The organism is Flavobacterium sp. (assembly GCF_044371705.1).
In the GTDB taxonomy this organism is placed as follows: domain Bacteria; phylum Bacteroidota; class Bacteroidia; order Flavobacteriales; family Flavobacteriaceae; genus Flavobacterium.
The window spans coordinates 1-25833 of the sequence record NZ_JBILTE010000012.1 but is presented as its reverse complement, the minus strand read 5'-3'; the positions used below and the strand labels follow the sequence as shown (position 1 = coordinate 25833).

General features: G+C 34.2%; 27 protein-coding genes. 14 read left to right on the top strand and 13 right to left on the bottom strand.

Features of this window, described 5'->3' with window-relative positions:
- From ACIQ2S_RS01870 to ACIQ2S_RS01850, 5 genes are all read left to right on the top strand, one after another.
- The coding region (locus tag ACIQ2S_RS01870) for a hypothetical protein (RefSeq protein WP_396172385.1) at positions 1 to 160 on the top strand (160 nt) is incomplete at its 5' end.
- Positions 161 to 193: 33 nt separating this feature from the next.
- The gene (locus ACIQ2S_RS01865; protein WP_396172381.1) at positions 194 to 1849 is read left to right on the top strand and encodes a S8/S53 family peptidase; all 1656 of its coding nucleotides are present in this window, start codon (positions 194 to 196) and stop codon (positions 1847 to 1849) included.
- A 22-nt stretch (positions 1850 to 1871) separates the two neighbouring features.
- Positions 1872 to 2570, top strand: coding sequence for an HAD family hydrolase (locus ACIQ2S_RS01860; RefSeq protein WP_396172379.1), 699 nt, complete (start codon positions 1872 to 1874; stop codon positions 2568 to 2570).
- Between the two features lie 31 nt (positions 2571 to 2601).
- The gene (locus ACIQ2S_RS01855; RefSeq protein WP_396172378.1) at positions 2602 to 4011 is read left to right on the top strand and encodes a hypothetical protein; all 1410 of its coding nucleotides are present in this window, start codon (positions 2602 to 2604) and stop codon (positions 4009 to 4011) included.
- Between the two features lie 16 nt (positions 4012 to 4027).
- Positions 4028 to 4930 (top strand): histone deacetylase, encoded by a 903-nt coding sequence (locus ACIQ2S_RS01850; protein WP_396172377.1) that lies wholly within the window; start codon positions 4028 to 4030, stop codon positions 4928 to 4930.
- Here the strand turns inward: ACIQ2S_RS01850 and ACIQ2S_RS01845 are convergent.
- From ACIQ2S_RS01845 to ACIQ2S_RS01830, 4 genes are all read right to left on the bottom strand, one after another.
- Entirely contained in the window at positions 4927 to 5397 is a 471-nt protein-coding gene (locus ACIQ2S_RS01845) for a CBS domain-containing protein (protein ID WP_396172376.1), read from the bottom strand. The two genes, ACIQ2S_RS01850 and ACIQ2S_RS01845, sit on opposite strands and share 4 nt — an antisense overlap.
- 96 nt (positions 5398 to 5493) lie before the next feature.
- Positions 5494 to 5946: an HRDC domain-containing protein gene (locus ACIQ2S_RS01840; protein ID WP_396172375.1), complete on the bottom strand. Its 453-nt coding sequence runs from the start codon at positions 5944 to 5946 to the stop codon at positions 5494 to 5496.
- A gap of 20 nt (positions 5947 to 5966) precedes the next feature.
- Positions 5967 to 6293 carry a single-stranded DNA-binding protein gene (locus ACIQ2S_RS01835; RefSeq protein ID WP_396172384.1) on the bottom strand — a complete coding sequence of 109 codons (327 nt, stop codon included), beginning with the start codon at positions 6291 to 6293 and terminating at the stop codon, positions 5967 to 5969.
- 124 nt (positions 6294 to 6417) lie between these two features.
- A complete protein-coding gene (locus ACIQ2S_RS01830; RefSeq protein WP_396172374.1) occupies positions 6418 to 6747 on the bottom strand; it encodes a single-stranded DNA-binding protein in 330 nt (109 codons plus the stop codon).
- Positions 6748 to 6937: 190 nt separating this feature from the next.
- Here ACIQ2S_RS01830 and ACIQ2S_RS01825 point away from each other — a divergent pair, with 190 nt between their 5' ends.
- From ACIQ2S_RS01825 to ACIQ2S_RS01810, 4 genes are read left to right on the top strand one after another with little or no spacing between them, the layout of a single operon-like run.
- Positions 6938 to 7285: a hypothetical protein gene (locus ACIQ2S_RS01825; protein ID WP_396172383.1), complete on the top strand. Its 348-nt coding sequence runs from the start codon at positions 6938 to 6940 to the stop codon at positions 7283 to 7285.
- A gap of 19 nt (positions 7286 to 7304) precedes the next feature.
- Complete coding sequence (locus tag ACIQ2S_RS01820; RefSeq protein WP_396172373.1) at positions 7305 to 9695, top strand: M28 family peptidase; 2391 nt, start codon at positions 7305 to 7307, stop codon at positions 9693 to 9695.
- Positions 9682 to 10479 carry an SDR family oxidoreductase gene (locus ACIQ2S_RS01815; RefSeq protein WP_396172372.1) on the top strand — a complete coding sequence of 266 codons (798 nt, stop codon included), beginning with the start codon at positions 9682 to 9684 and terminating at the stop codon, positions 10477 to 10479. Before ACIQ2S_RS01820 ends, ACIQ2S_RS01815 begins: the two co-directional genes overlap by 14 nt.
- A 27-nt stretch (positions 10480 to 10506) precedes the next feature.
- Complete coding sequence (locus ACIQ2S_RS01810) at positions 10507 to 11502, top strand: NAD(P)H-dependent glycerol-3-phosphate dehydrogenase (protein ID WP_396172371.1); 996 nt, start codon at positions 10507 to 10509, stop codon at positions 11500 to 11502.
- Positions 11503 to 11569: 67 nt separating this feature from the next.
- On the opposite strand, the gene ACIQ2S_RS01805 is transcribed toward ACIQ2S_RS01810, so the two are convergent.
- The 3 genes from ACIQ2S_RS01805 to ACIQ2S_RS01795 are packed head-to-tail and all read right to left on the bottom strand — an operon-like array spanning position 11570 to position 16266.
- The gene (locus ACIQ2S_RS01805) at positions 11570 to 12013 is read right to left on the bottom strand and encodes a hypothetical protein (protein WP_396172370.1); all 444 of its coding nucleotides are present in this window, start codon (positions 12011 to 12013) and stop codon (positions 11570 to 11572) included.
- Positions 12014 to 12026: 13 nt separating this feature from the next.
- Positions 12027 to 13376, bottom strand: coding sequence for a DUF5689 domain-containing protein (locus tag ACIQ2S_RS01800; protein ID WP_396172369.1), 1350 nt, complete (start codon positions 13374 to 13376; stop codon positions 12027 to 12029).
- A 10-nt stretch (positions 13377 to 13386) separates the two neighbouring features.
- Positions 13387 to 16266, bottom strand: a complete 2880-nt coding sequence (locus ACIQ2S_RS01795; RefSeq protein WP_396172368.1) for a carboxypeptidase-like regulatory domain-containing protein — start codon at positions 16264 to 16266, stop codon at positions 13387 to 13389.
- A gap of 136 nt (positions 16267 to 16402) precedes the next feature.
- On the opposite strand from ACIQ2S_RS01795, the gene ACIQ2S_RS01790 reads away from it, so the two are divergent.
- From ACIQ2S_RS01790 to ACIQ2S_RS01775, 4 genes are all read left to right on the top strand, one after another.
- Complete coding sequence (locus ACIQ2S_RS01790) at positions 16403 to 17443, top strand: endonuclease/exonuclease/phosphatase family protein (protein ID WP_396172367.1); 1041 nt, start codon at positions 16403 to 16405, stop codon at positions 17441 to 17443.
- A gap of 65 nt (positions 17444 to 17508) precedes the next feature.
- Positions 17509 to 18045 (top strand): 3-hydroxyanthranilate 3,4-dioxygenase, encoded by a 537-nt coding sequence (locus tag ACIQ2S_RS01785; RefSeq protein ID WP_396172366.1) that lies wholly within the window; start codon positions 17509 to 17511, stop codon positions 18043 to 18045.
- A 251-nt stretch (positions 18046 to 18296) separates the two neighbouring features.
- Positions 18297 to 19850: an aldehyde dehydrogenase family protein gene (locus ACIQ2S_RS01780; protein WP_396172365.1), complete on the top strand. Its 1554-nt coding sequence runs from the start codon at positions 18297 to 18299 to the stop codon at positions 19848 to 19850.
- A 124-nt stretch (positions 19851 to 19974) separates the two neighbouring features.
- The gene (locus ACIQ2S_RS01775; RefSeq protein ID WP_396172364.1) at positions 19975 to 20349 is read left to right on the top strand and encodes a carboxypeptidase-like regulatory domain-containing protein; all 375 of its coding nucleotides are present in this window, start codon (positions 19975 to 19977) and stop codon (positions 20347 to 20349) included.
- 138 nt (positions 20350 to 20487) lie between these two features.
- Here ACIQ2S_RS01775 and ACIQ2S_RS01770 read toward each other — a convergent pair whose 3' ends face one another.
- The 6 genes from ACIQ2S_RS01770 to ACIQ2S_RS01745 form a co-directional block, all read right to left on the bottom strand.
- Entirely contained in the window at positions 20488 to 21060 is a 573-nt protein-coding gene (locus ACIQ2S_RS01770; RefSeq protein ID WP_396172363.1) for a PhnA domain-containing protein, read from the bottom strand.
- A 115-nt stretch (positions 21061 to 21175) separates the two neighbouring features.
- Positions 21176 to 21703, bottom strand: a complete 528-nt coding sequence (locus ACIQ2S_RS01765) for a DUF3575 domain-containing protein (RefSeq protein WP_396172362.1) — start codon at positions 21701 to 21703, stop codon at positions 21176 to 21178.
- A 31-nt stretch (positions 21704 to 21734) separates the two neighbouring features.
- The gene (locus ACIQ2S_RS01760) at positions 21735 to 22475 is read right to left on the bottom strand and encodes a metallophosphoesterase family protein (RefSeq protein WP_396172361.1); all 741 of its coding nucleotides are present in this window, start codon (positions 22473 to 22475) and stop codon (positions 21735 to 21737) included.
- Positions 22456 to 23607: an ATP-binding protein gene (locus ACIQ2S_RS01755; protein WP_396172360.1), complete on the bottom strand. Its 1152-nt coding sequence runs from the start codon at positions 23605 to 23607 to the stop codon at positions 22456 to 22458. Before ACIQ2S_RS01755 ends, ACIQ2S_RS01760 begins: the two co-directional genes overlap by 20 nt.
- A gap of 79 nt (positions 23608 to 23686) precedes the next feature.
- Entirely contained in the window at positions 23687 to 24079 is a 393-nt protein-coding gene (locus ACIQ2S_RS01750; protein ID WP_396172359.1) for a four helix bundle protein, read from the bottom strand.
- A gap of 111 nt (positions 24080 to 24190) precedes the next feature.
- The gene (locus ACIQ2S_RS01745; RefSeq protein ID WP_396172382.1) at positions 24191 to 25063 is read right to left on the bottom strand and encodes an aldo/keto reductase family oxidoreductase; all 873 of its coding nucleotides are present in this window, start codon (positions 25061 to 25063) and stop codon (positions 24191 to 24193) included.
- A 223-nt stretch (positions 25064 to 25286) separates the two neighbouring features.
- Here ACIQ2S_RS01745 and ACIQ2S_RS01740 point away from each other — a divergent pair.
- The coding region (locus tag ACIQ2S_RS01740; protein WP_396172358.1) for an AAA family ATPase at positions 25287 to 25833 on the top strand (547 nt) is incomplete at its 3' end.

Sequence of the window (25833 nt, the reverse complement as noted above, 5' to 3'; positions counted from 1 at the left end):
AGTTGGAAAACGCGTAACAATTTTAGCCAATTTAGCACCAAGAGCCTTGCGTGGCGTTGATAGTCAAGGAATGATTTTGATGACCAATAATGCGGAAGGGAAATTGGTATTTGTGAATCCGGATGGTGATGGGGTTGATAATGGGGCGATGATAAGTTAAATGTAACTTTTTTAATTTTTTAAAAACACAAGTATGAAAAAAAATTTAATTGCAATTATAGTATTTCTAACAGTTGGTATGAATGCCCAGGAAATGTTATTTTCTAAAACTAGCATTATTTTAGGTTTAAGAAAGGACAATCAAAAAACTGTTACTAATTTAAATGATTTTGACGAATTGAATTTTTTGTTTGATGAAAACGCAGTGTTGGAAGTAAAAAAATTAAATATATCAAGTTCTAAAATCTTAAATGGAAATCCATTAGTTGTTGTTTTTGAATCTGATGTTAACATAGAGACGATAATAAAAAAACTTGAAGAAACTAACCTATTTGACTATGTAGAACCCGATTACATTTCACAGGGTTCCAGCATAAAACAAAATGAAAATGTGGATATATTACAAAGCTTTACTCCGCTATCAACTATACCTAATGATCAATTTTTTTTTAGACAATGGGGCCTGCATAACGATGGGACATTTTTATTAAGCCCTTCTGTTTCAGATGCTGATGTGGATATGATTGAAGCTTGGGACATTACAACAGGGAGTTCAACTATTGTAATGGCCGTAATTGACTCTGGAATTAAAATGGATCATCCTGAATTTAATGGTAGATTTTGGTTCAACACATTAGAACAATTAAATGGAGTAGATGATGACCTCAACGGATATATTGATGATTTTTCAGGCTGGGACTTCGTAAACAATGACAACAACCCCACAGATGATCACGGTCACGGAACCAACGTAACCGGAATTGCAGTTGCAAATTCCAATAATAGCATTGGATATGCTGGAGTAGATTGGAATTGCAAACTTTTACCTTTAAAAGTACTCAATCAAAGTAATTCTGGGTTAACTTCAAACATCATTTCATCAATTTACTATGCAGTGAGTGTAGGCGTAGATGTAATTAGTATATCGATAGGAGGAAGTGGTTACTCTGTTGCTTATGAAAACGCTATAAATTTTGCTTATAATCAAAATATCCCTGTTATAGCTTGTATGATGAATTTCAACAACAATGTTAGTTATTATCCGGCAGCTTTTCCAAATGCAATCGCAGTAGGTTCCACAAATCCAAATGATTACAGAAGTGTGCCTTTCTTTTGGAGTGCAACAAGTGGAAGCAATTATGGTAGTCACATTGATGTTGTTGCACCAGGAAATTTCATCTATGGATTATCTCATACATCAAATACTAATTATGGATCATATTGGGGAGGAACTTCTCAGGCAACTCCATTAGTTGCAGGAATAGTTAGCTTGATGTTGTCAATTGATCCCAACTTAACTGTTACAGAAGTTAGAACAATATTAAGAAATACTGCTCAAGATCAAGTTGGCAACCCCAGTGAAGACATTCTGGGGTGGGATCAATATTATGGAGCAGGTAGAGTAAATGCTTTCAATGCATTATCTTATTTACAGAACTTATCTACAACCAATTTTAATTCAAATAATGGGATTAATCTTTACCCAAACCCAACAAATGACTTTCTTTTTTTACCGACAGATGTTGATCAGATACCCTTTATTTTAATTTATGATATTTCAGGTAGAATTGTAAAGTCCTTGGAAAATATTAAAACAAAAATTGATTTATCAGAATTAGAGAGTGGAGTATATTTTTTACAGATTGGTTTAAACGACAAAAAAACCTTTAGTAAGGTAATAAAAAAATAAATCGCATAATTAAAAGATAAAAATGACCAAAAAAGTAATCGCTTTTGATGCAGACGACACCTTGTGGCACAACGAGCCTTATTTTGATGAAGCTCAGGAACGCTTTTGTCGTTTGTTTCAAGATTTTGCTTCCAGTCAGGAAATACTGGGTCTGATTTTAAATCATCAAGTCAAGAATTTACCCTTATATGGTTTTGGCATCAAGGCTTTTACACTTTCGATGATTGAATCAGCTTTGCAACTAACCAATCATCAGATTACAGGAAAAGGGATTGAACAGATTATGGCCATTGGAAAAGATTTGTTGCAAAAACCAGTTGAATTATTACCGGAAGTAGCAAATGTTTTACAACAATTAAACGGGACACATAAATTAATTGTTGCCACCAAAGGTGATTTAAAAGACCAACACCGAAAATTACATGATTCGGGCATTGGTAATTACTTTCACCACATTGAAGTGATGTCGGATAAAACGGAAATAGATTATCAAAAAATGCTGGGCCGATTGGATATTCAACCGGATAATTTTGTGATGATTGGAAATTCTTTAAAATCTGATGTATTACCTGTTTTGAAATTGGAGGGTCACGCGATTCACATCCCTTATCAAACTACTTGGGCCTATGAGCGAATTGATTATACGATTGAACATCGTAATTTCAAAACGTTAAATAACATAGGAGAAGTTCTTCCAATTTTAATGGAGCGAGCAATTTAAAGTATCTTTGATTAACAGTAGCTTAAAAATCATGAAAAAGAGTTTAACCTTAGTGTTGTTGTTTTGCATGTTTGGTTTATTTAGCCAAACTAAAATTGTTTCGACTGACTTAGAATTCAAAAGATCAACCATATATCATCAACTGATTTCAAAAGTTGATGTTTCAACGGATGAACTTTATGTTTTAGCGGCAGATAAAGACAATACAACGCTGTTAAAATACAATTCTGCTCTTTTTTTTGATGATAGCTTACAAACAAAAACGGATAAAAATTATCCAAGAGTTATTGGGAACAGTTTTAATCATAAAAGAAATATTGTTTTCTATTGGGCAACTGAGGACAACAGAAAAGTGATGGCAGTTACTTATGATTTTGTTCAACGTAAAATAGCCACTATTTTTTTTGACATTCCATTTACTGATGAAAACATCCTAGCATCGTTTGAACAAAACAATCAACTGTATTTTTTGAGTTATCAAAAGAAAGATAAGCAACTAAAATTATATATTCTCAGAGGTAACCGCTACGATGAAAAAATTTTAGATTTTAGTGCTTTTAAATTAAATTTACCCGGTTCTGCTCCAGCGACGATTGCAGAATACCTCGCAACAAATCCAATTGAAATTATTGACAATGATTTTTTTACCCCATTATTTTTAGCCGTTAATAAAATAAAAATTTATCCTTTAAAAGATAAATTACTTATAACGTTGGACCCTTTTTCTTTACAAACACAAGCCTTTGAAATCGATTGGAATACGTTTGCAATTACTGAAAAACTTTTTTCACAACCTACATTAGCTTCCGGTGCAGGAAATTCCAATTCTTTTTATGTTCAGGAAAAACTGTACCAATTTAAAGCAAATGAAACGCAATTAGTACTTGCTAAGCACGATTATCAGGGAATTGAACCCGTGATTAGTTACAGTGTATTGGAAAGTGAACAAATTAGTTTTAAAAATTCTCCATTATATTATCAAAATGCTGATTATCAACCACAAGAGATAAAAAACACGCAAAAGTTTTTAAAGCGATTAAACAATAAATCGACGGGAATATCCGTCTACGAAATGCAAGGGGATTTACTTCTCACTGTCGGCGGAACCAACAACGTTGTTTCTTATGACGGCGTGGCTTTAGGGGCATTGATTACTATTGGTGGGCTTATGTTAGGAGGTGATGTACCTATGCCGGATGCCGGATTTGATGAGGTTTTACAAAATGTGTATTTTGAGTGTCGATTTGACACCGAATTTAAATCTAAAAATATTCCGTTTAGTCCCTTAGCCATTGACTTTATGTCCGGATTTTTACAAGAAAACAGTACGATAACGCTTCAAAACACTATAAAATATAAAGACTATTTTATTCTAACCTATTACGACTCAAAAGCGAAGCAAATTATATTGCGAAAATTTGAAGATGGTTATGGCCTATAACTTTTGATCGCTATCAATGATTCCCATTGCTTTTCATTCTATTTATAAACATCCTTTACCTGATGGTCATCGGTTTCCGATGCAAAAATATGAATTGCTGCCACAACAGTTGGTATATGAAGGAACCGCTGCTTCATCTGATTTTTTTGAACCGGATCTTCCGGATTTGAAACATGTTTTGTCCGTTCACACTTCCGAATATGTAAATGATTTGATTCAATTAACATTGGAACCAAAAGCCGCACGAAAAATTGGGTTTCCGTTGTCAAAAGAGCTTGTTGAACGCGAATTGCGAATTGCCAACGGCACAATTATAGGTTGTGAAAAAGCTTTTGAGAAAGGAATTGCCTTTAACATTGCCGGCGGAACACATCATGCATATAGTAATCATGGCGAAGCTTTTTGTTTATTGAACGATCAAGCAATCGGTGCAATGTTTCTGCTCAATCAAAAGTTAGCCAAGAAAATAGTTATTGTTGATTTAGATGTACATCAAGGAAACGGAACCGCACAGATTTTTCGAAATAACACCTCAGTTTTTACCTTTTCAATGCATGGCAAATCAAATTATCCGTTTAAAAAAGAATGTTCTGATTTAGATATCGATTTACCTGATGGAACTACTGATGATTCGTTTTTAAAACTACTTTTGAATAATCTTCCTCATATAATTGATTCACAAAAACCGGATTTTATATTTTATTTGGCTGGTGTTGATATTTTAGAATCAGACAAACTAGGAAAACTTTCCTGCACAATACAAGGTTGTAAAAAAAGAGATGAAATTGTATTTGATTTATGTAAAAAATACGAAATTCCCGTTCAAGTAAGTATGGGTGGTGGTTATTCACCGAACATCAAAACGATTGTTGATGCTCATGCAAACACGTATAGAGTAGCTAAAGAATTGTTCTATTAATGACGCGGATAATGCGTGCCTTTCCAATCAAGCACCGCTTTTAAAACATTTTTCTGACTAATTAAACCTATTAGTTTTCCGTCGTGAACCACCGGAAAATTTCTTTTTTTGGTCGCTAAAAACTTGTTTGCGATATCTAATAAACTGTCTTCAGGACCCACACAAATGACACTTGTAGTCATGTAATGCTCAATACTCATTTCTTCTAACGGTAAATTATAATATTTACTTTCTGTCATTTGCTTAATACAATCACCCTCGGAAATAAAACCAATCACTTCATTAGATTCTGAAACAATGGGTCCTCCGGAAATTCCATTTTTCACTAAAGCATCCATGATTTCTATAATATCTTGAGTTGTTTTAAAACTTACAACAGCCTTGTTCATGTAATGTTCCACTCGGATTTCTTCTGCTTTTGGAGCTGCTTTACCAACTAATTCTCCTTGATAACTTTTTATTGCCATGGTTAATTAATTTAAAATTAGGACTTTAAATATACAAAAAAAACCATCCGACGCAGCAGATGGTTTTTTAAACTAATCAAAAATGGATCAAACTAATTAACTCGCTCTCAATAAAGAAATAATATCTGTACCATAACGAGAGATTTTTTGTTCACCAAAACCTTTGATTTTCTTTAACTCATCAACTGATTCCGGTTTAACTTTTGCAATGGTCATAAGTTCCGAATTGTGACAAATCATGTATTGTGGCAAACCTAATTTGTTTGATTTTTCGCTTCTCCAATTTTTCAAGGAATTTAAGGTATTTCGCTCTGCCGAACTTAATTCTTCAAAACTGGAAACAGTCACTTTTTCCTCTTCTTTGGATTCTTTCGATTCGCTAATTTTAGGTTCGAAAAAGACTAATACGGACCAATAATCAATCATTCCTGCAATAAAATTGGTGGCTGTTTTTTTAACGACTACTTCATTCAAAAATTGATTGATGGCGTTTTGATCGTTCTGTAAATGTTCCCCACTCACACGAACTCTGAAATGTTTAATATTCATGATTTCTTGTGTTTAATGGTTTAATTTGATTTTCCTAATAACATCACATCACTAACAACCACTTCTGTAATGTAGCGTTTGTTTCCATCTTTATCGTCGTAGCTTCGGGTGGATAACTTACCTTCAATGGCAATCTCTTTTCCTTTGGTCACGAATTTTTCGATAATTTCTGCTGTAGAACCCCAGGCAACAATACGATGCCATTCCGTTTGTTCTACTTTCTCTCCTTTTTTGTTGGTGTATGAATCATTCGTAGCAATATTTAAATTGGCTACTTTTCCACCTTCAAAGGTTTTTACTTCCGGGTCATTTCCTACATGACCGATTAACTGTACTCTGTTTTTCATTGTGTTCATGGCGTATAAAATTTAAAGATTTAATCTGAAGTCTTTTCAGATTCTATTAATAATTGAAATTGTTTTTTTATTGAATTTTGTATTTGACTTTGACTTTTGTATTGTTATTGATAAATTATTTCATCAAAAGCAATTCACTCACAACTACTTCTGTAACGTAGCGTTTGTTTCCTTCTTTATCATCATAAGTTCTGGAAGTAAGTTTTCCGGTGATACCAATTTGTTTTCCTTTTTCAACAAATCGTTCGATGATTTCTGCCGTTTTTCCCCAAGCTACAATATTGTGCCACTGGGTTTGTTCTACTTGATCTCCTTTTTTACTCACATACACATCTTTGGTTGCAAGTGATAAATTGGCTAATTTTTTTCCTCCTTCAAAATCTTTGATGATTGGGTCTTTGCCTACATGACCGATTAACTGAACTTTGTTTTTTAATGCTTTCATGGCGTTTAAAAATTTAAATGGTTTATAAATGATTTTGTTGATAGTTGTTTTGAATCAACGGTACAAAGTTGTGGCGGTTTGTAAAATTTATTCGGTTGTAAAACAATTACTTTCGGTTGTAACTGTTTGTAACCGTTTGCAAATGGAAAATAATTCCTATATTTACTTGATTTTAAAAGTTTTACTACTTATGAAGAATTGCTTAGAATGCGGTGAAAAAATTATTGGCCGCGAAGATAAAAAGTTTTGCAGCGACGGTTGTAGGAATGCTTACAATAACAAAATAAACAAGGACAGCACCAATTTAATGCGTAACATCAACAACAAGTTACGCAAAAATTACCGTATTTTGTGCGAACTAAATGTGGAGGGAAAGAGTAAAGCCACCAAATCAAAGTTACTAAGTAAGGGTTTTGATTTTGACTATTTCACTTCTATTTTGCATACAAAAACGGGTAATACCTATCATTTTTTATATGACCAAGGGTACATGATTTTGGAAAATGAGTATTATATGTTAGTAAAAAAAGACCATTAACAAATTGAATTAACCAATCATGAGAAAAAATTATGCTTCTTTGCTATCCGCAATTCTGCTAATTGGCATCATTGCTTTTATTTTTTATCGAATGATGCCCAGTGATTACTCAAAGGAAGACACTCCTCTTTCTGAATTTTCTGCGGCTAGAGGATTAAAGCATATAAAAATAATTTCGAAAGAACCACATTATGTGGGCAGTTCGTATCATCAGAATGTTGTTAATTATCTGGATACTGAACTAAAAAAATTGGGACTAGAAACCGAAGTTCAAAAAAGTGCTATTTTAAGTAAATGGAATAACTTAGTTGAAACACAAAATATTATTACCCGCATTAAAGGTTCCGATTCTTCAAAAGCCTTGCTATTATTAACACATTACGATAGTGCTCCACATTCAAAATCGTATGGAGCCAGTGATGATGCGAATGGATTAGCTGTTATTTTAGAAGGTATTCGAACCTTTCTTCACAATAATTCTCCAAACAAAAATGATATAATCATAGTGTTTTCTGATGCCGAAGAACTCGGTTTAAATGGGGCGTATGCTTTTGCTTCAGAACATCCGTGGGCAAAAAATGTAGGACTTGTGTTGAACTTTGAAGCTCGTGGCACCAAAGGTCCTTCAATGATGTTGCTAGAAACAAACAGTGGTAATGCAAATCTTATCAAAGGTTTTGCCGCTGCCGGAACGAGCTATCCTGTATCCAATTCACTCATGTACAGCATTTATAAAATGCTTCCCAACGATACCGATTTAACTGCTTTTCGCGAAAAAGCGAATATCCCCGGATTTAATTTTGCGTATATCGATGACCATTTTGATTACCATACCGTTCAGGATAATTATGAAAATTTTACGCCGGAATGCTTGGAACATCAGGCCACGTATTTGATGCCTTTGCTGACTTATTTTGCAAATGCAGATTTGAACCAATTAAAAACCGATGCTGACCATGTTTATTTTAGTATTCCCTTTGGTTTTATTCATTATCCCTTTAGTTGGAATTTATACCTGCTGATTACTGCTTTCGTTTTGTTTTTTGGCGTACTCTTTTTAGGTTTTGGAAAACGTGTACTGAATTTTAAGGATGTTATAAAAGGCGTTGTTCTGTATTTAGGGTCGTTATTTATTTCCGGTTTTTTGGTGTTTTTTGTTTGGAAAGCAATTCTATCCATGTATCCACAATATCAAGACATGCTTCACAAATTTACTTATAACGGTCATAGTTATATTTATGCTTTTATTTGCGTGACATTGGCAATTTGTTTTTGGATGGCTTCAAAATTTGTAAAACACAAGAAAACTCCAAGTTTATTTGTTGCTCCACTGTTCTTTTGGTTAGTCTTAAACGTGTTCTTATATATTTATTTGGAAGGGGCTTCCTTTTTTATAATACCGGCCTACTTTGGTATTATTATTTTGGCCATTTATGTGATTACTGGAAAATTAAATCCTATTGTTAGCATTTTTCTGAGTATTCCTACATTGATAATTTTAGTTCCTTTTATTCAATTATTACCCATCGGTCTCGGATTAAAAATGCTCGCTGCTAGTGCTCTTTTTGTGGTATTTATATTTTTTTTACTTCTTCCTGTTTTTGGACAATTTTCTAAAAAATCCGGTTGGGGATGGCTATTTTTCTTAGTTGCCTGCGGCTTTTTAATCAAAGCCCATTGGGAAAGCGATTTTGAAAAAGGAAAGGGAAAACCAAACAGTTTAGTTTACATTGCTGATGCAGAAACCAATCAAAATTATTGGGCTACCTATGATCAGGTTTTAGATCCATGGACACAAAAATATCTTGGTGAAAATCCCGGTCCTGCAACAGAACTCAATAAATATTCAGTGGCAAGTAAATATAATTCAGGTTTTAGTTATGCTACAAAAGCTCCTAATAAAAGTATTCCAAAAGCAAGTTTTAGCTTTATCAGAGATACAATTGTTGGAGAGTATAGATCAATAACGCTCGAAATAAAGGCTAATAGAAACATCAACCGAATGGATATTTTTGCTCATGAAAATTTGAAATTTCATAATCTGAAAGCCAATGGTGTAAATAACATAAATCAACAAGGGAGTTTTTATAAGCGGAAAAAAACACTATTGTTAAACTACTATCCTATTAATAATAAACCTCTCACATTGAGTTTTCAGATAAAAAAAGATGCTGTTTTAGATATGGATGTAATGACTTCTTCTTTTGATTTGTTGGAAAATCCTCAGTTTTCTATTTCTAAACGTCCGGATGCATTTATTCCGATGCCTTTTGTTCTGAATGACGCAATTATAGTGAAGCAGAAAATAAAAAAAGAAAAAACGCTCGCAAAAGAAATGGATATAAATGAAAAAGATTCCATTAACAGGGATTCTATTTCCAGCAAAATTGACATCCTTGAAACAAATTAGTATTTTAGGGTGTGGTTGGCTGGGATTTCCTTTGGCAAAATCTTTGATTGAAAAAGGTTTTATAATCAAAGGTTCCACAACAACACCTTCAAAAATTGAAATTCTTAGAAAATCAGAGATCCAACCTTTTTTGATTTCTTTAGGATCTACTTCAGAAAGTGAAATTGATGAATTTCTTAAAGATTCTGAAGTTTTGATTATTGATATTCCTCCCAAACTTAGAGTTAATTTGAGTGAAAGTTTTACAGCCAAAATTGAAGCATTCATTCCTTACATAGAAAAATCAACCGTTAAAAAAGTACTTTTTATCAGTTCAACTTCAGTTTATGCGGATGACGATTCTGTAGTGACGGAAAAAACCGTTCCGCTTCCGGAATCAGAAAGTGGTAAGCAACTATTGGCAGTTGAAAAACTTTTGAATAAAAACACTTCCTTTCAAACCACTATTTTACGTTTTGGCGGCTTGGTTGGCGAAGACCGCCATCCTGTTTATTTTTTAGCCGGAAGAGAGAATCTTGAAAATCCGGATGGGCCAATCAATTTGATACATCGAGACGACTGCATTCAAATTATTGAAAAAGTTATTGAAAAAGAAATTTGGAGTGAGACATTCAATGCTGCTGCACCCTTTCATCCGAGCAGAAAAAAGTATTATACAGAAATAGCAATGAAATTGAAGTTAGACCCTCCAACATTTAACACTACTCAAATTTCACGAGGTAAAACTATTGATTCAACAAAATTGATTGAACAATTGGGATATGTTTTTAAAAAATTAGAGTAAATTTACCTTTCCTAACAAAGTAAACGAATGAACGAATCACCAAAATTTGCCGTGATTGGCGGTGGAAGCTGGGCAACAGCCATTGCAAAAATGTTATGTGTGAACCAATCTGAAATTTGTTGGTTCATGCGAAATCAATCTGCTATTGATCACATTCGTGCAGAAAAGCACAATCCGAACTATTTGAGTTCGGTTGAGTTTGATAATTCAAAATTAAAGTTAACCAATGACATCAACGAAGCAGTAAAGTATGCGGATTATTTGATATTTGCTATTCCGTCCGCATTCCTTAATACAGAACTACAGAAATTAACAGAATCATTGAAAGACAAAGTCATTTTTTCTGCAATAAAAGGTATTGTACCGGAAACGTTTCTGATTGTAGGTGAACATTTTCACAATAAATATGACATCTCTTATGATAATATCGGAGTAATTACCGGGCCGTGCCATGCAGAAGAAGTAGCATTGGAACGTTTATCTTATTTGACTATTGCTTGTGCGGATGCCCAAAAAGCTAAAGTTGTTGCAAAAAATTTAGCAAGTAATTATATCAAAACAAAAATTTCTGACGATATTATTGGCACTGAATATGCTGCGATGCTTAAAAATATTTATGCCATTGCTGCCGGAATTGCGCATGGGTTGGGTTATGGAGATAACTTTCAATCAGTTATCATGAGTAATGCCATTCGAGAAATGAAGAAATTCATTCGTAAAGTGCATAAAATGAAACGAAACATCAATAATTCGGCTTATTTGGGCGATTTATTAGTGACCGGCTATTCGGTATTTTCTCGAAACCGTATGTTTGGAAATATGATAGGAAAAGGATACACGGTTAAATCTGCTATGATGGAAATGAGCATGGTTGCCGAAGGTTACTATGCCGTAAAAAGTGCTTACAAATTAAATCAAGATTATGGTGCTAAAACGCCAATTATCGACGCCGTTTATGAAATACTATACGAGGGCAAAGATGCGAAGAAAGTATTTAAAAAATTAACTGAGAAGTTGGATTAAAATTCTCTCACACAAAAAAAGTGAGATGTAATTCTCACTTTTTTATGTATAATGGCAAACAGAACTGCTACTTTCTTAGTTTAAGAAAAACAATTTTATTTATCTCATTATCTGTATAACTAAGATTAATCTCTTCGTATGTCAGAGCTACTATTGTGAGTACTTTTTGTTTCAACTGTCCACCACTATCAGTATATGTTTGAACAATTTTGTTATTGTCTAAAATATATGTACCGGTGATTTGATCATTTTGACAATTTGAACTAATAAATTCAAAGTTGTTTTCTTCGTATGTACCCTCTTGATTTAAAACCAGATTATCTTCTTCACACTCAGAATCATTGATATAATCCTCATAAACGATTGTGTTATTTGAGTTGACAGTACCAATTTCAGTTACAAACCATTTACCAAGAATATAATTTTCTTGAATAAAATTTAACTCTTCATCTTCTTCACACGAAAGTGAAAAAAAGAAAATTGGCAGGAACAGCAGAGAAACTCTTTTCATACAATGTTTATTATTATTCGCCATAAATTTCAATATTATCAACTTGATAAGTTGTTGTGATTCCAGATGAAGATCCAACATACCTAAAAGCTACATATACAGTTCCCGTAATACCCGATAAATCAATATTTCCAGAGCTATAAAAATTCGTAGCATAAGAAGTGTCTTGCACATTTAGTGGTACATTAAATTGAGTCCAAGTAGCTGCGTTGATAGCGGCAGCAGTTCCTGACCCATCATAATTTGTTGAATACCATACAGTAAGTGCAATTCCGTTTGCAAAACCAGTTTTATATCCAAAACGCAAAAACTCGTTCGTTGAGTTATCAAGATTTACGCCAGAAGTAATTAATCGAGTATCAACATTATTTTCGCTCGTGCCAAAAGCTGACATTTGGGCATATTTGTTACCTCCAAAAATTCTAGCTTCCCATTTTTCAGCACCGCCATTTATAGAAACATTTGACCAACCGGGCAAAGCAATAAACTGATTATTTCCTGTTGATGAAATTCCTTCAAAGTTTTGAGAAAACAATGGAGATAGTCGCTCTCCAGTTAATTGAATGTCACTTTCACTTCGAGCTACAAATTGATAATCTGTCCCAAACTTGGTCATCACTCCTCTTACTTTTCCTCTTCCAGTAGCAACTGGTTTCCCTGCAAAATTGGCAAAACTACTTGTTCTAAATATCAAAGTGTTTCCCTCCGAATCCACTAAAAAATGATTTGTGGCTCCACCTAAATCATTATTTGGGTTATAATAGGTGGAAGTAATGGCAGCATCAGAAAACTGAACGGCATCAATTTCTATTAAAGTATTGATAACGGCATCATTTTTTGCTTGTGCAATAGTTACAGTTTTTAACAAACTACTTTCCGGAATAACTGTACAGGAACGATTTAAAACGTTTTTATACAACGTTTCTGAAAGTCTTCCCACAGACGGAATATTGGAAGAATTTACAAAAATTCCTCCTATTCTCATTCCGCCATTGCTAACGTCGGTATATAAATCTTTAATTTTTATGAGTACTTTTCTACCTGGTTCAAAATTGATAAAACTAGAAGTAACATCAACGGGAACGCTAAAAGCTTTTGAGCCATCTAATGTTTGCATAGAAATTGATTTAAAGAAGTTGCCTCCTTCATCACTAGACGTAACATATGCCTCGATTATGTCATCACCTAAATATTGTGAGACCGTTGCAGAAGCAGGAATTTCTGAAACTTCCTTCGTTTTTTGCAGGGTTGTATCCACACAATTTAAGTTTGGGACCGTATAATCATCATCATTCACACAGCTGGTAAAAGAACCCGCTGCAAGAGCAATAAATAAAATAGATTTAAAAAAATTAGTTTTCATAGTATTTTGATTATAAATTGAGATAAATGTTAATAAAATAGGTTCTTCCAAAACCATAAAAATATTTTGGAGCGAATGAAGGTGTACCACTTGATACATCCTGATTTAATTCTCTATAGTTTGCATTTCTAGCTTGTTCAAAACCTCCTGTTTTATAAGTAATATCAAAAATATTATTTATTGAAGCAAAAAATCCAAGAGTATTTCTGTTTTTATTACTTATTCTCCATGATTTGCCTCCAACAAGATTCACCAAAGTAAAGCTATCAAATTTTTCTTGTTTAAGTAATTCTCTTGCTCTTTCTTCAGTTGCTTCAGGGAATGCAAAACCGCTAATATCTTCCGGATTTCTATAAAAATTATCTGTTCTAAGTAAAGCAGAAACATCTAGGTAATTGTCTGCTAAGTAATTGATATTTGCCCCAATCCACCAAAATTTCGGATCTCTATATTCAAGACCAACAGAATATGCTTGTTGTGGCGAACCGGGAATTTTATAGTTTTTTAATTTTGACTCACCAAGATTTATCAAAGGGGGTAAATTATTTACTGCGTTCGCATCCACATTTAAATAAACATTAGGATTATTTTCATAAGTATATTGTCCATAAGCAATTGCTCCTGTTGCTTTAATAGTAGAAGTAATTTGATATTCTATACCAAGCTCACCACCTATTTGAAGTTTATCCATTCCAGTAACCAACTCTGCGACAAAAGCATCACCTCCATCACCATCTGCATCTTCAAATGCACCTTCTGCAAAAAAGAAAGACGTCTCTGTAACATTTTGAATTTTAGAATAAAAACCGGTGATTCTCGTTTTTAATTTTGGAGTTCTAATCACATAACTCAAATCAGCACTTGAAATAGTTTCACTGTCTAGTTCATCAAAAACAAAGTTGCTTAAGCGAGCATTTGGGAAAGTACTTCTTAGGGTTGGTGCTTTGGTCATGTACACTCCATTAAAATTAATGAAATGTCTTCCAGTTAATTTGTAAGTTAGCCCTCCTTTAAAACCAAAGTTGTCAAAAGAGATTCTATCACTATCTCCAAATGAATTTGTTGGATAAATACCGTTTTTGTATAGTCCTTCTCTCTGATACTCCGAACGAGAAAATTCTTGTGCAATGTAAAAATCAATTTTGGTAAAGGAAAACTTAAACTGAGTGAAAGCTCTTAAAACATCTGCAAATAAATTATAATTGTACCCATATTTATCTCCTTCAATAACTTTCCTGTCGGGATTATTTAAATCTGATTGTGATGCATCGCCAACCTGAAAATTATCAATGTCATCAAAAAACAAACCGCCTAATAAGTCTTCTAATAATTGATAATTATTTGATTTTAATTTAGTGTACGATACTCCTCCGTTTAGCACAATGTTATCGCTTAATTGCGCGTTTAAAATTGAGTTGAAAGTTAATGTTTTATCGTCTGTTCTATCCTGATACAAAACATATTTACTCCTAGCTTTTTCACGGCCAATTTCTTGATTATTTTCATCCAAAATTGGCGTTGTATTTGCTAAATACATTGCATCCCAGTTTATTTGGCGTTGGATAAAAAAGTTTGCATTAGTCGCCCCAAGTAAATCTGGAGTAAAAATTCCACCTACTCCACCTGGTTCATATACGGACGGATCTTGCTGTAAAACATCCTCTTGGTTATTATTATATAATGATGTAAAATAACTTGGCAAGTTTCTGTAGTACGTTGGATCTGGGTTGTTAACATCTTGAAAATCTAATCTTGAATTTCCAATGGAACCAAATTGATAGGACACGTTGGTGTTTAATCGAATTTTAGGATTAATATTCCAATAATGACTTAACATTACAATAGGTTCCTCCAAGTCCCTGTCTCTAGAGTTTCTCTTTTTACCATCTTGATAACCCCAATAAGAATTGTACTTTTCTCCGGCAATGCTATTGACCTCGTCTGTATTAGGTGAATTTCTTCCTCTACTATTCTGAGCATAAATAGAAGTAAAATTTAGACTATGAGTGGCGTTAAATCTTTTTTCTACACTGGCAAAAACAGAATTTGCAGAATAATCTGTACCTTCAAAATAACCTTCTTGTGCCAAACGTCTTGAAGCAGAAATTACATAAGCCCAACCATCTTTGCTCATTCCGGATGCATACGTTCCCATCATCCTCCAACTATAATTTGTGTTTGTTCCTGAAAAAGATATTCTAGACCCTGGTCTAAAAATGGACGCTCGCGTATAAATCTGTTGCGTACCTAAAATACCGCCAAAAGTATAATCAGAAGGAGCAGAACCCATGGTAAATTCTTGGTTTCTTGTTGCATCGTTTAGCCCGCCCCAATTACCCCATTGAGGTCTGTTATCATAAATTTTATTCATTACAACTCCATTAATCATTGTCGTTGCATAATCGTTGTCGAGACCTCTAATTCTAAATCGAGCTTGACCCCAATTAAATGCACTGGCTTGCTGAAACACATCTCTTGTGGCTTGCAAAAGACCTGAAGTATTATCAGAACCACTATTATCATCTCCCAAGTCGGCTTCGGTAATGGTGATTAAACTTAACTGCTGCTCTGAAGTGATGTCTTCTTCAAATAAAATTAATCCCAAATCTAACGTTTCTCCTTCTTTTACTACAATTGGCAATAATTGTTGCAGATATCCTGCACTTCTCACCAATAGTATTTGTTCGCCTACCGGCACATCATCGATAATAAAGGTTCCATCTTCAGTAGTTATTTTTAACCTCGGTGTGTTTTGAACAGACACAACTACACCCTTAATAGGTGCTTGCGTATCAGATTCAATAACTTTCCCGGTCACTCGGGAGGTACTTTGTGCAGATACAACGAATGCTTGTAGTACAAACAAAATACTGAAAACAAGTTTTTTCATATGAAAAGTAATATTAATACGTTTAAAATATTGTTAATCGTTTCTTAACAGATTGCAAATCTACATTATTTCACAATATTAATTACTTTTGTTGCACAATTAGTTCAGTTAGTAACAATTATTTCACACTCATTTTATGAAAATTAATCACCTTTTACTTGTCATTATTACTCTTTTTTCAGTTGATAGTTTATTTGGGCAAGAGAAAAAATTTAAAGTCCATACAATCGCTTTTTATAATGTTGAAAATCTTTTTGATACCAAAGATGACCCCGTAATAAATGATGAGGAATATACACCTGCAAATGGCTGGACAGAAGACAAATACAAACGAAAACTAAATAATCTTGAACGTGTAATTTCTGAAATAGGTACCAACGAACAGCAAACAAATGCACCGGTGATTCTTGGTGTTTGTGAAATTGAAAACAGAGTAGTATTGGAAGACTTAATAAAACAACCTAAACTTGCTGCCAAAGATTATGGTATCATTCACTACGATTCACCGGATGGAAGAGGTATTGATGTGGGTTTGATTTATCAGAAAAATCATTTTAAACCTACAAGCTCGTCTAGTATTCCACTGATTGTTCTGAATATTGATGGAAGCGGTAAACGAGTATACACCAGAGATCAATTATTAGTAAGCGGTTATTTAGATGGCGAGGAAATGCATTTTATTGTGAATCACTGGCCTTCTCGTTCAGGCGGTGAAAAACGAAGTAGTCCGTATCGTGAAGCAGCAGGAGCTCTAAACAGAAAAATTATCGACTCACTTCAGAAAATAAATCCCGATGCTAAAGTAATTACCATGGGCGATTTGAATGATGGCCCGTATAATAAAAGTGTTAAAAAGCAAATAGGTGCTGTTGCCAAAAAAGAACAATTAAAACCAGGAGGAGTTTTTAATCCGATGGAAGATATGTCTAATAAAGGAATTGGAAGTTTAGCTTATCGCGATGCATGGGATCTTTTCGATCAAATGATGCTTACCGAACCTTTTCTTAGAACTGATTATTCTTCTTTTAGATTTTGGAAAGCAGGCGTTTTTAACAGACCCTATCTCATTCAACCGGATGGCCAATACAAAGGTTATCCTTTGAGAAACTCGCCAAGTGAGCCAGGCTATAGCGATCACTTTGCCGTTTATCTCTATTTGGTAAAAGAGCACAAATAAATTGAAGGCCGATTGATTTCGGCTTTTTTTATTTCGTAAATTTACATTCCTTAAATTAGTTACTTATGGCTATTCAAAAACCATTCAACCTCATTCAATGGATTGAAAAAAATCGTCATTTATTAAAACCTCCTGTTGGAAATAAAAATGTATATGTCGATTCCGGAGATTACATCGTCATGATTGTAGCTGGACCCAATGCCCGAAAAGACTACCATTACAACGAAACAGAAGAACTATTTTACCAGTTAGAAGGCGAAATAACTGTGTATGTGCAGGATAATGGTGAGAAAAAAGCAATGAAACTTTCGGCGGGCGATATGTTCTTGCTTCCGGCAAAAGTGCCTCATTCACCCAATCGCTCTGAAAACTCCATTGGATTAGTTGTAGAACGAAAAAGACTAGGACGAGAAATTCCGGATGGTTTACTTTGGTTTTGCGACAGTTGTAATCATAAACTATACGAAGTCTATTTTGAACTAAAAGACATTGAAAAAGATTTTTTAGGACACTTCAAACACTTTTACAACTCAGTTGAATTACGTACTTGCAAAAATTGTGGCACTGTAATGGAAACGGATCCGCGTTTTGTAGCTAAATAATAGGCACTTTTTTGGCAGACAATTCCCGCTGTCCGTTGCAAGTTTTTTGATAAAAATTAAGTTTTGTAAGCCAACCAAAGAGCTTCTTTGGTCGCTTTTGTTCGGCAACAAAACTAATAATTTTCATCAAAAAAGCTTTACACTCACATCGGGGCTGCAGTTCATTGTTTAAGAATAAAATCAGTTTTCACAAAGAAAAAAATTCGGTATCTTCGCAAAAAAATATCACAAAACACGCTAAAAAAGTTATAATGTCAACAATCGTACAACAATTTGGTATCACAGATGCTCTAGAAATCTTAGGAGTAAAAACAATAAATGAAGGAACATCTACAGGAAATAATCATTTTTCAACCGGTGAAATGCTTGAAAGTTATTCACCCGTAGATGGGCAATTAATTGGAAAAGTAAAAACTACCTCAGCTGCCGATTATGAAAAGGTCATGCAAACTGCAACGGAAGCTTTTAAAACATTTCGAATGATGCCTGCACCAAAAAGAGGTGAAATGGTGCGACAGTTTGGTGATAAATTAAGAAAGTACAAAGAACCTCTCGGAAAACTCGTTTCCTACGAAATGGGTAAATCTTTGCAAGAAGGCTATGGTGAAGTGCAGGAAATGATTGATATCTGTGATTTTGCAGTAGGTTTATCGCGTCAATTACATGGATTAACCATGCACTCGGAACGTCCGGGACACCGCATGTACGAACAATACCATCCACTGGGTGTAGTCGGCATTATTTCTGCATTTAATTTCCCGGTGGCGGTTTGGGCATGGAATACAGCTTTGGCTTGGATTTGCGGAGACGTTTGTGTTTGGAAACCTTCCGAAAAAACACCACTTTGTGGCATTGCGTGTCAAAATATTATTGCCGAAGTAATGAAAGAAAACAATCTTCCCGAAGGAATCTCGTGCTTAATCAACGGCGATTATAAAGTGGGTGAATTAATGACACACGACCGCCGAATTCCTTTAGTTTCTGCAACCGGTTCTACTCGTATGGGGAAAATTGTTGCACAAGCTTGTGCCGCACGTTTAGGAAATTCATTATTAGAATTAGGTGGAAACAATGCCATTATTGTCACTCCTGATGCAGATATTAAAATGACTGTTATTGGAGCTGCTTTTGGAGCTGTTGGAACTGCTGGACAGCGTTGTACTTCGACCCGACGACTAATTATTCACGAGAGCATTTATGATAAGGTAAAAGAAGCGTTGGTTTCTGCTTACAATCAATTGCGTATCGGAAATCCGTTGGATCAAAACAATCACGTAGGACCGCTAATTGATGTTCACGCAGTTGAATTATACAAAAAAGCATTAGAAAAAGTAAAAGAAGAAGGCGGAAAACTACTGGTTGAAGGCGGCGTTTTAAGCGGTCAAGGCTATGAAAGTGGTTGTTATGTAAAACCTGCTATTGCAGAAGCTGATAATTCTTTTGAAATTGTGCAGCATGAAACGTTTGCACCGGTTTTATATTTATTGAAATACTCAGGTGATGTTCATGAAGCGATTGCTATTCAAAATGGCGTAGCTCAAGGTTTATCTTCAGCAATTATGACTAATAATTTACGTGAAGCTGAGGCTTTTTTATCCGTTGCCGGTTCCGATTGTGGAATTGCCAATGTAAACATCGGAACATCCGGTGCAGAAATTGGAGGTGCGTTTGGAGGTGAAAAAGAAACAGGCGGTGGTCGCGAATCAGGATCTGATGCATGGAAAGTATACATGCGAAGACAAACAAATACGATTAATTATACAACCAGTTTGCCTTTGGCTCAGGGAATTAAATTTGATTTGTAATTTTTTAAAAAATAAAAACAACAAAATCCTGTAAATGAAAACTTTGCAGGATTTTTTAATTGATATCTCCAAACGCAACTTTTTTGAAATTTCTACATCTATTTGGAAACCAAAAAATAAAAGTATGAAAAAGATTTTTTTAATAGTGGCTTGTATGCCATTTTTACTCGCTATGACTTGCGATGATGACGATCAAGTCATTTGTACACAAGAAGCAAAAGCAGGTTTGAACATTACAGTAAAAGATGCTGTAACCAATGTAATTTTATCAACCGGAGTAACCGTTACTGCTCAAGATGGAATGTACACTGAAACTTTGGAAGTACTTGACGGCGATGATTCGGCAGTTTTTATTGGAGCTTGGGAACGTCAAGGAACTTACATAGTAACTGTTTCTAAAGAAGGGTACCAAACATTTATTTCATCTCCTATTCAAGTTACAGCAGATGAATGTCATGTAATTCCGCAGCTTTTAAATGTTGCTTTGCAACCCAATTAAGGCTGTTAGTTCTGTTCTAAACAATAAAACCCTGCCAATCTATCAAGTTTAGCAGGGTTTTTATAATTAGCAGATTTCGTAATTGACACATTGACTAATTGCCACATTGCCACATTTACACATTGTCTAATTGCCACATTATTTCGTCTTCTTTACATATTTCGTCAAGATATAAATACTTTGATTTTCAACACGACCTTCAATTAAATTAGCATCGTCCCAAACCAGTTTGATGTTGTGAACGGCAGCTCCACGTTTTGCGGTAAAATTGGCTCCTTTTACGTCCAAATCTTTTATCAAAACCACTGAATCACCGTCTTGTAAAATATTTCCATTGGAATCTTTGTGAATAATTTTACCCTCTTCGTCATCGCCTTCACCGGTTGCTTGAGCCCATGCTAAAGACTCTTCATCCAAGTACATCATTTCCAGCAAATCATTATTTTTCAATCGAGCCAACATTCGCCAAGAAACAATTTGAACCGGTACATTTTCATTCCACATGCTATCGCTCAAACCCCGCCAATCGTTTGGATTCGTTGTATCGGGGTTTTCAATTTGATCTTTGTGTTTTTGGGAAATTAAGATGCTGTTTTCCCGACTTTCTTCTGTTCTTGGAGCAATGGTATAAACTACTAAATTATCTTCTAAACCACTTATTTCACATTTGGATACGCTACGATCTCTTAATATTTTTTCAACTACAGTCATTACATTAAAAATTTGAGGCAAAGATAATAGGTTCTGACGCGAATTATCCTTGATGTTGGAACATAAAAAAGTCGAAAGTTTATACTTCCGACTTTTTTATAAATGATTTGATATTTTAGAAGCGATATCCTACACTGAAACCGAAATTATACTCGAAAGCGGAGAATTTATCTGCTACATCTCCGTTAAAATTACGACCGATATTGCCATAAGGTGCCATGATGAATCGATCTTTATTATTCCATTTGTAACCCACTCCAAAACCTACAATAAAAGCATTCATGTCGGTAGTTACTGAATTCTCTTCGTAATCACCAAAACGATATTTCATAAACGGATTCGCATAAATTCCCGAACCGGCTGATTCTTCTCCAAAATAATATACATATCCTAGTTTTACACTATTGGTATTGAACTTTTTAGAATCATTTTCTTTGTTATAATTTAATCGATCATTAATTAAAAATTCTCCTTCTATTGATTGATTGGAGTCTAAAAATCGCTCGTATCCAATTTCTACAGAAGTAATAAGCATTACATTAAGTAAATTAAACTTCACTTCATTCTGTGGGTACTTACCAATTTGAGCAATAGCTGCCTGTGTAAATAAACAAATAAAAAGACCTAGGATTAATTTTTTCATGATATAAATTTTAAGTTACAAATATAGAAAATTAATTTCTTCCTTTTTCATTGGGATATAATTGTGGTAAAGGTTCGCTTTGCCAATAATTTTTCGTTTCAATATCTAGTATAGTTAACGGTCCAACAAAGGCAGCACCGGTGTCTATATTCCAAACGCACGCTTTATTTACAGGAATGGTTTCTTTGATTTTTGTTGTTGGGGTATGACCAATATAAATTTCGTTGTATAATTTAAATCTTTTGGGATAAAACAAATGATCTTTTGGCAAGGTTGGATTTAAAGATAAAGCGGTTTCCCATAAGGTGCGGTCCCAATAAAACAACTTTGGAAAATATTCAAAATCAATTCCGTTTACGTTGGTAAATCCTGCATGTATAAAAAGCCTGTTTTGGTCGTCTAAATAACAATCTTTCAGGCATTCTAAAAAATCTATATGTTTTTTACGAACCGAATCAGTTACCAATTTGTAGCAATCAATCGTTGATTGTCCACCATGCATGAACCATTCCTGATGGTAGGAATTTGTTTTTAAATAATTCAATAGCAACTCATCGTGATTCCCGCGAATAAAAATGCAGTTTTGCTGTGTTCCAAACTCAATTAAAAAGTCCAAAACATTGGCCGAATCGCTCCAACCATCAACATAATCGCCCAAAAAAATTAAAGTGTCGTTTTTTGTTATTTCTGCTCGTTCCAACACTTGATGAAGAGCTCTCAATCCGCCGTGGATGTCTCCAATTACAAAAGTTCTAGGTTGGTTGTTTGTCATATTTCATTTTTCGTAAAATTCGTAAAGCTTCTTTAAAATTCACATAAACCAATGAATTTTCAATTGCTTTTAAAAAAGGTTTGGCGTCTATTAATTTCTGTTTTGCTTGTTCAAATCCATTCAAATAACAAATCATCAAAGTAGATGGGAGGTTGATTACATCCTTTAATTCGCGGTCGGACAAAGAAATGTTTTTTTGCAATTTGTGAAGCAAAGATAAGTTGGAATTGTATATATGAAACATCATTTTTTTGTTGTACTGAGGTGGTTCAAACAAAAACTCTGTTTCAATTTTGTAGTAGCCGTTGTCAAAAAAGGTCAGCGTTTGCCGTTCCAAAGGATAATAACTCGTTCGATCGTTCAATCCTAGCGGGACATACTCTGTAATAGCAAAAGTTTTATCGTCAAATTCAATAGTAACATCATCTAAAGCCGAATAAAAGAGTTTCACTTGTTCGTTAATTAATTCAATGTCAACCCTTGATAAAAATGTTTTATCACGAACTTTCTTTTTATGACCTGCCCAACAAACCACAAATAATTCTTTAAAGACTTTATATTTTGGAGTCATGTCTTTATGGCGATTATTCATAAAATCTAAAACCCCTTCCAAAGTATAAGCAATGCTGTTCCGCGAACTATTTTCAATTCCTATAACAGTCTCTGTATTTAATTTAGAAAACGGAATTTTATCTTCGGTGGGAATTGAATTACTGCCTCTTCGTACAAAAACTGTTCGAGCAGGAATAGTATAAATTCCTTTTTTAAACGCAGAAACTTTTGAATTAGGTTTAATAGTAACCAATCCAACCACTTTGTCTTTTGGTAAATTTGGGAAAGGCACATTTTCATATTGAATCTTAGGAGGATTATCTAAAAAGGCATTTACCAGATTTTGAATCCTGCTATCGTCAAAAAAGTCATCACCCACAATTTCATTGTCTTGATCTTCCACACCTACAACAATATAGGAATTGTTGGTAGGATTTGAATTGGATAACGCACAAATATGTTTTAAAAATTTTGCTTTTCCCTCTTTTGAATGCAAATTTAATTGTCGCTTCTTATCATAGAAACTGCTCTCATCGTTGTGAGCAAGCAGGTTTTTGATAAGGAGACGTTTGTTGATCATTTTTAAAGTTAAAGGGTTAGAAAGTTGCGAGTTACGGGTTGCGAGTTACGGGTTGACTCGCAACCAGAATCCCTTTTAACTATTTATCAAACTTACTCACTTTGTTATCAGATTTTACTAAATAAGCCATAAAAGAACCTATTTTTTTGCTTTCTGTAATGGTTTTTTCTTTTAAAAATTCGAATTCTTCTTTAGTTATATGTTTTCTGTCAAAAGCTCTATATAATTGTGACCTTAATTCGCCCCAAGAGCCTTTGGAATAACTCAAAAAATTAATAAACTCTCTTCTCCCGTTTCTTTCAAAACCCTCTGCAATATTATCCATAATAGAACCGGATGAACGATTCATTTGGTTCTTTAATTCAAAGTCTTTTCCCAAAGAAGAGTTTTCAAAAGCATTCCAAACATCTTGACAAATTTCTCTACTCAACTGCCAAATATCTAACTCTTCAAATGTATTAATTGTTGCCATTTTTAAAGTTATAGTGGTTAATAAAATCAATTTCAGTCCTTAAAAGTATCAATTTCCAATCTTCCAACTCACGACCTGAAACCCGCAACCCGCAACTTTCCAACCCGCAACCTATGGAACCTTATTCCCCATACTCTCTGTCCAGATTTCAAACCAGTCTTCCTTGTCTAAAATTAATTGAGAGGCTTTGGTTAATTGTTGAATTCGGGCCACGTTTACAGTCCCTGCAACAGGAATTACTTTAGATGGATGTTGCATAATCCAAGCCAATAAAATCACATCCGAACCTACATGGTATTTATCAACCAATCCGGCCAAAACTTTCTTCAATCGGCGGGTTTGACCGGTATCTTCTCTAAAAACCGAGCCTAAAGGATTCCATGCCATCGGACGAATTTCATGCACTTGCATGTGGTCTAAACTACCATCCAACATGGGTTCGAAATGGGTGGCAGAAAACTGAATTTGATTATAAGAAACCTTCGTTTTTTGTTGAATTAGATCAGTTTGTGACGGCGTAAAATTAGAGAGTCCGAATGCTAAAATCTTACCGTCTTTTTTTAGTTGTTCAACAGCCTCAGCAATTTCATCTGCAACCATTAACGGACTTGGCCGGTGTAATAAAAAAACATCTAAATAATCGGTTAGTAAATTTTTAAGCGATTTTTCTACAGACCAAATGATATAATCTTTCGAATAGTCATAATGTTTGATTCGGTTGTTTCTAGCATTACATACATGTTGAATACCACATTTTGAAACAAATTGAACGACATCTCGGGCAACCTTACTTTCTTTAAAACCTGCTCCAAATTGAGCTTCGGTGGTATAACCTCCATAAATATCAGCATGGTCAAAAGTGGTTATTGTATTGTTCAGGCAAACATGAATTAAGTTCGCCATTTCATTAGAGCTTAATTTTTTATCGGAAACACCCCAATTCATTGTTCCTGCAATCACAGGAGATAATTTAGTTTTCATAATTATAGCTTTCTATTTAAATTATTGGGTAAAAATCAAAAAAAGTTGCATTTTACTACCAACATCATTCAGGTCTTAAAATTATAAAAACTAAATCACAAATCACTCTTAAAACCCATGATTGTAAGGAAGTTTTAACGCTATGTTAACATCTTGAAAGGAATAAAATTTTCAATTTGCACTGTTAAAATTAACACACTATATTCGAAGACTTAAAATACTAATTATGGAGGATAATACTGCTTCTTTAGACATAAGAGCGATTAATGAAAAAATTGAAAGAGAGAGTGCGTTTATTGACTTACTGACGATGGAAATGAATAAAGTAATCGTAGGTCAAAAGCACATGATTGAACGTTTACTAATTGGACTTTTAGGCCAAGGACACATTTTATTGGAAGGAGTTCCGGGTTTAGCAAAAACTTTAGCTATTAATACACTAGCACAAGCCGTTCAAGGTTCGTTTAGTAGAATTCAATTTACGCCCGATTTATTGCCTGCCGATGTTGTGGGAACGATGATTTATAATATTAAACAGAATGAGTTCTCAATAAAAAAAGGACCTATTTTTGCCAATTTCGTTTTGGCCGATGAGATCAACCGAGCTCCAGCAAAAGTGCAATCGGCTTTATTAGAAGCCATGCAGGAAAAGCAAGTAACCATTGGTGACACTACTTTTAAACTAGACAAGCCGTTTTTAGTTCTAGCTACCCAGAATCCAATTGAGCAAGAAGGAACATATCCATTACCGGAAGCTCAAGTAGACCGTTTTA

Excerpts from the sequence above, each read along its gene's own strand:
- ACIQ2S_RS01865 (WP_396172381.1), top strand. The coding sequence starts at position 194 with ATGAAAAAAAATTTAATTGCAATTATAGTATTTCTAACAGTTGGTATG.
- ACIQ2S_RS01860 (WP_396172379.1), top strand. The coding sequence starts at position 1,872 with ATGACCAAAAAAGTAATCGCTTTTGATGCAGACGACACCTTGTGGCAC.
- ACIQ2S_RS01855 (WP_396172378.1), top strand. The coding sequence starts at position 2,602 with ATGAAAAAGAGTTTAACCTTAGTGTTGTTGTTTTGCATGTTTGGTTTA.
- ACIQ2S_RS01850 (WP_396172377.1), top strand. The coding sequence starts at position 4,028 with ATGATTCCCATTGCTTTTCATTCTATTTATAAACATCCTTTACCTGAT.
- ACIQ2S_RS01845 (WP_396172376.1), bottom strand. The coding sequence starts at position 5,397 with ATGGCAATAAAAAGTTATCAAGGAGAATTAGTTGGTAAAGCAGCTCCA.
- ACIQ2S_RS01840 (WP_396172375.1), bottom strand. The coding sequence starts at position 5,946 with ATGAATATTAAACATTTCAGAGTTCGTGTGAGTGGGGAACATTTACAG.
- ACIQ2S_RS01835 (WP_396172384.1), bottom strand. The coding sequence starts at position 6,293 with ATGAAAAACAGAGTACAGTTAATCGGTCATGTAGGAAATGACCCGGAA.
- ACIQ2S_RS01830 (WP_396172374.1), bottom strand. The coding sequence starts at position 6,747 with ATGAAAGCATTAAAAAACAAAGTTCAGTTAATCGGTCATGTAGGCAAA.
- ACIQ2S_RS01825 (WP_396172383.1), top strand. The coding sequence starts at position 6,938 with ATGAAGAATTGCTTAGAATGCGGTGAAAAAATTATTGGCCGCGAAGAT.
- ACIQ2S_RS01820 (WP_396172373.1), top strand. The coding sequence starts at position 7,305 with ATGAGAAAAAATTATGCTTCTTTGCTATCCGCAATTCTGCTAATTGGC.
- ACIQ2S_RS01810 (WP_396172371.1), top strand. The coding sequence starts at position 10,507 with ATGAACGAATCACCAAAATTTGCCGTGATTGGCGGTGGAAGCTGGGCA.
- ACIQ2S_RS01805 (WP_396172370.1), bottom strand. The coding sequence starts at position 12,013 with ATGAAAAGAGTTTCTCTGCTGTTCCTGCCAATTTTCTTTTTTTCACTT.
- ACIQ2S_RS01800 (WP_396172369.1), bottom strand. The coding sequence starts at position 13,376 with ATGAAAACTAATTTTTTTAAATCTATTTTATTTATTGCTCTTGCAGCG.
- ACIQ2S_RS01795 (WP_396172368.1), bottom strand. The coding sequence starts at position 16,266 with ATGAAAAAACTTGTTTTCAGTATTTTGTTTGTACTACAAGCATTCGTT.
- ACIQ2S_RS01790 (WP_396172367.1), top strand. The coding sequence starts at position 16,403 with ATGAAAATTAATCACCTTTTACTTGTCATTATTACTCTTTTTTCAGTT.
- ACIQ2S_RS01785 (WP_396172366.1), top strand. The coding sequence starts at position 17,509 with ATGGCTATTCAAAAACCATTCAACCTCATTCAATGGATTGAAAAAAAT.
- ACIQ2S_RS01780 (WP_396172365.1), top strand. The coding sequence starts at position 18,297 with ATGTCAACAATCGTACAACAATTTGGTATCACAGATGCTCTAGAAATC.
- ACIQ2S_RS01775 (WP_396172364.1), top strand. The coding sequence starts at position 19,975 with ATGAAAAAGATTTTTTTAATAGTGGCTTGTATGCCATTTTTACTCGCT.
- ACIQ2S_RS01770 (WP_396172363.1), bottom strand. The coding sequence starts at position 21,060 with ATGACTGTAGTTGAAAAAATATTAAGAGATCGTAGCGTATCCAAATGT.
- ACIQ2S_RS01765 (WP_396172362.1), bottom strand. The coding sequence starts at position 21,703 with ATGAAAAAATTAATCCTAGGTCTTTTTATTTGTTTATTTACACAGGCA.
- ACIQ2S_RS01760 (WP_396172361.1), bottom strand. The coding sequence starts at position 22,475 with ATGACAAACAACCAACCTAGAACTTTTGTAATTGGAGACATCCACGGC.
- ACIQ2S_RS01755 (WP_396172360.1), bottom strand. The coding sequence starts at position 23,607 with ATGATCAACAAACGTCTCCTTATCAAAAACCTGCTTGCTCACAACGAT.
- ACIQ2S_RS01750 (WP_396172359.1), bottom strand. The coding sequence starts at position 24,079 with ATGGCAACAATTAATACATTTGAAGAGTTAGATATTTGGCAGTTGAGT.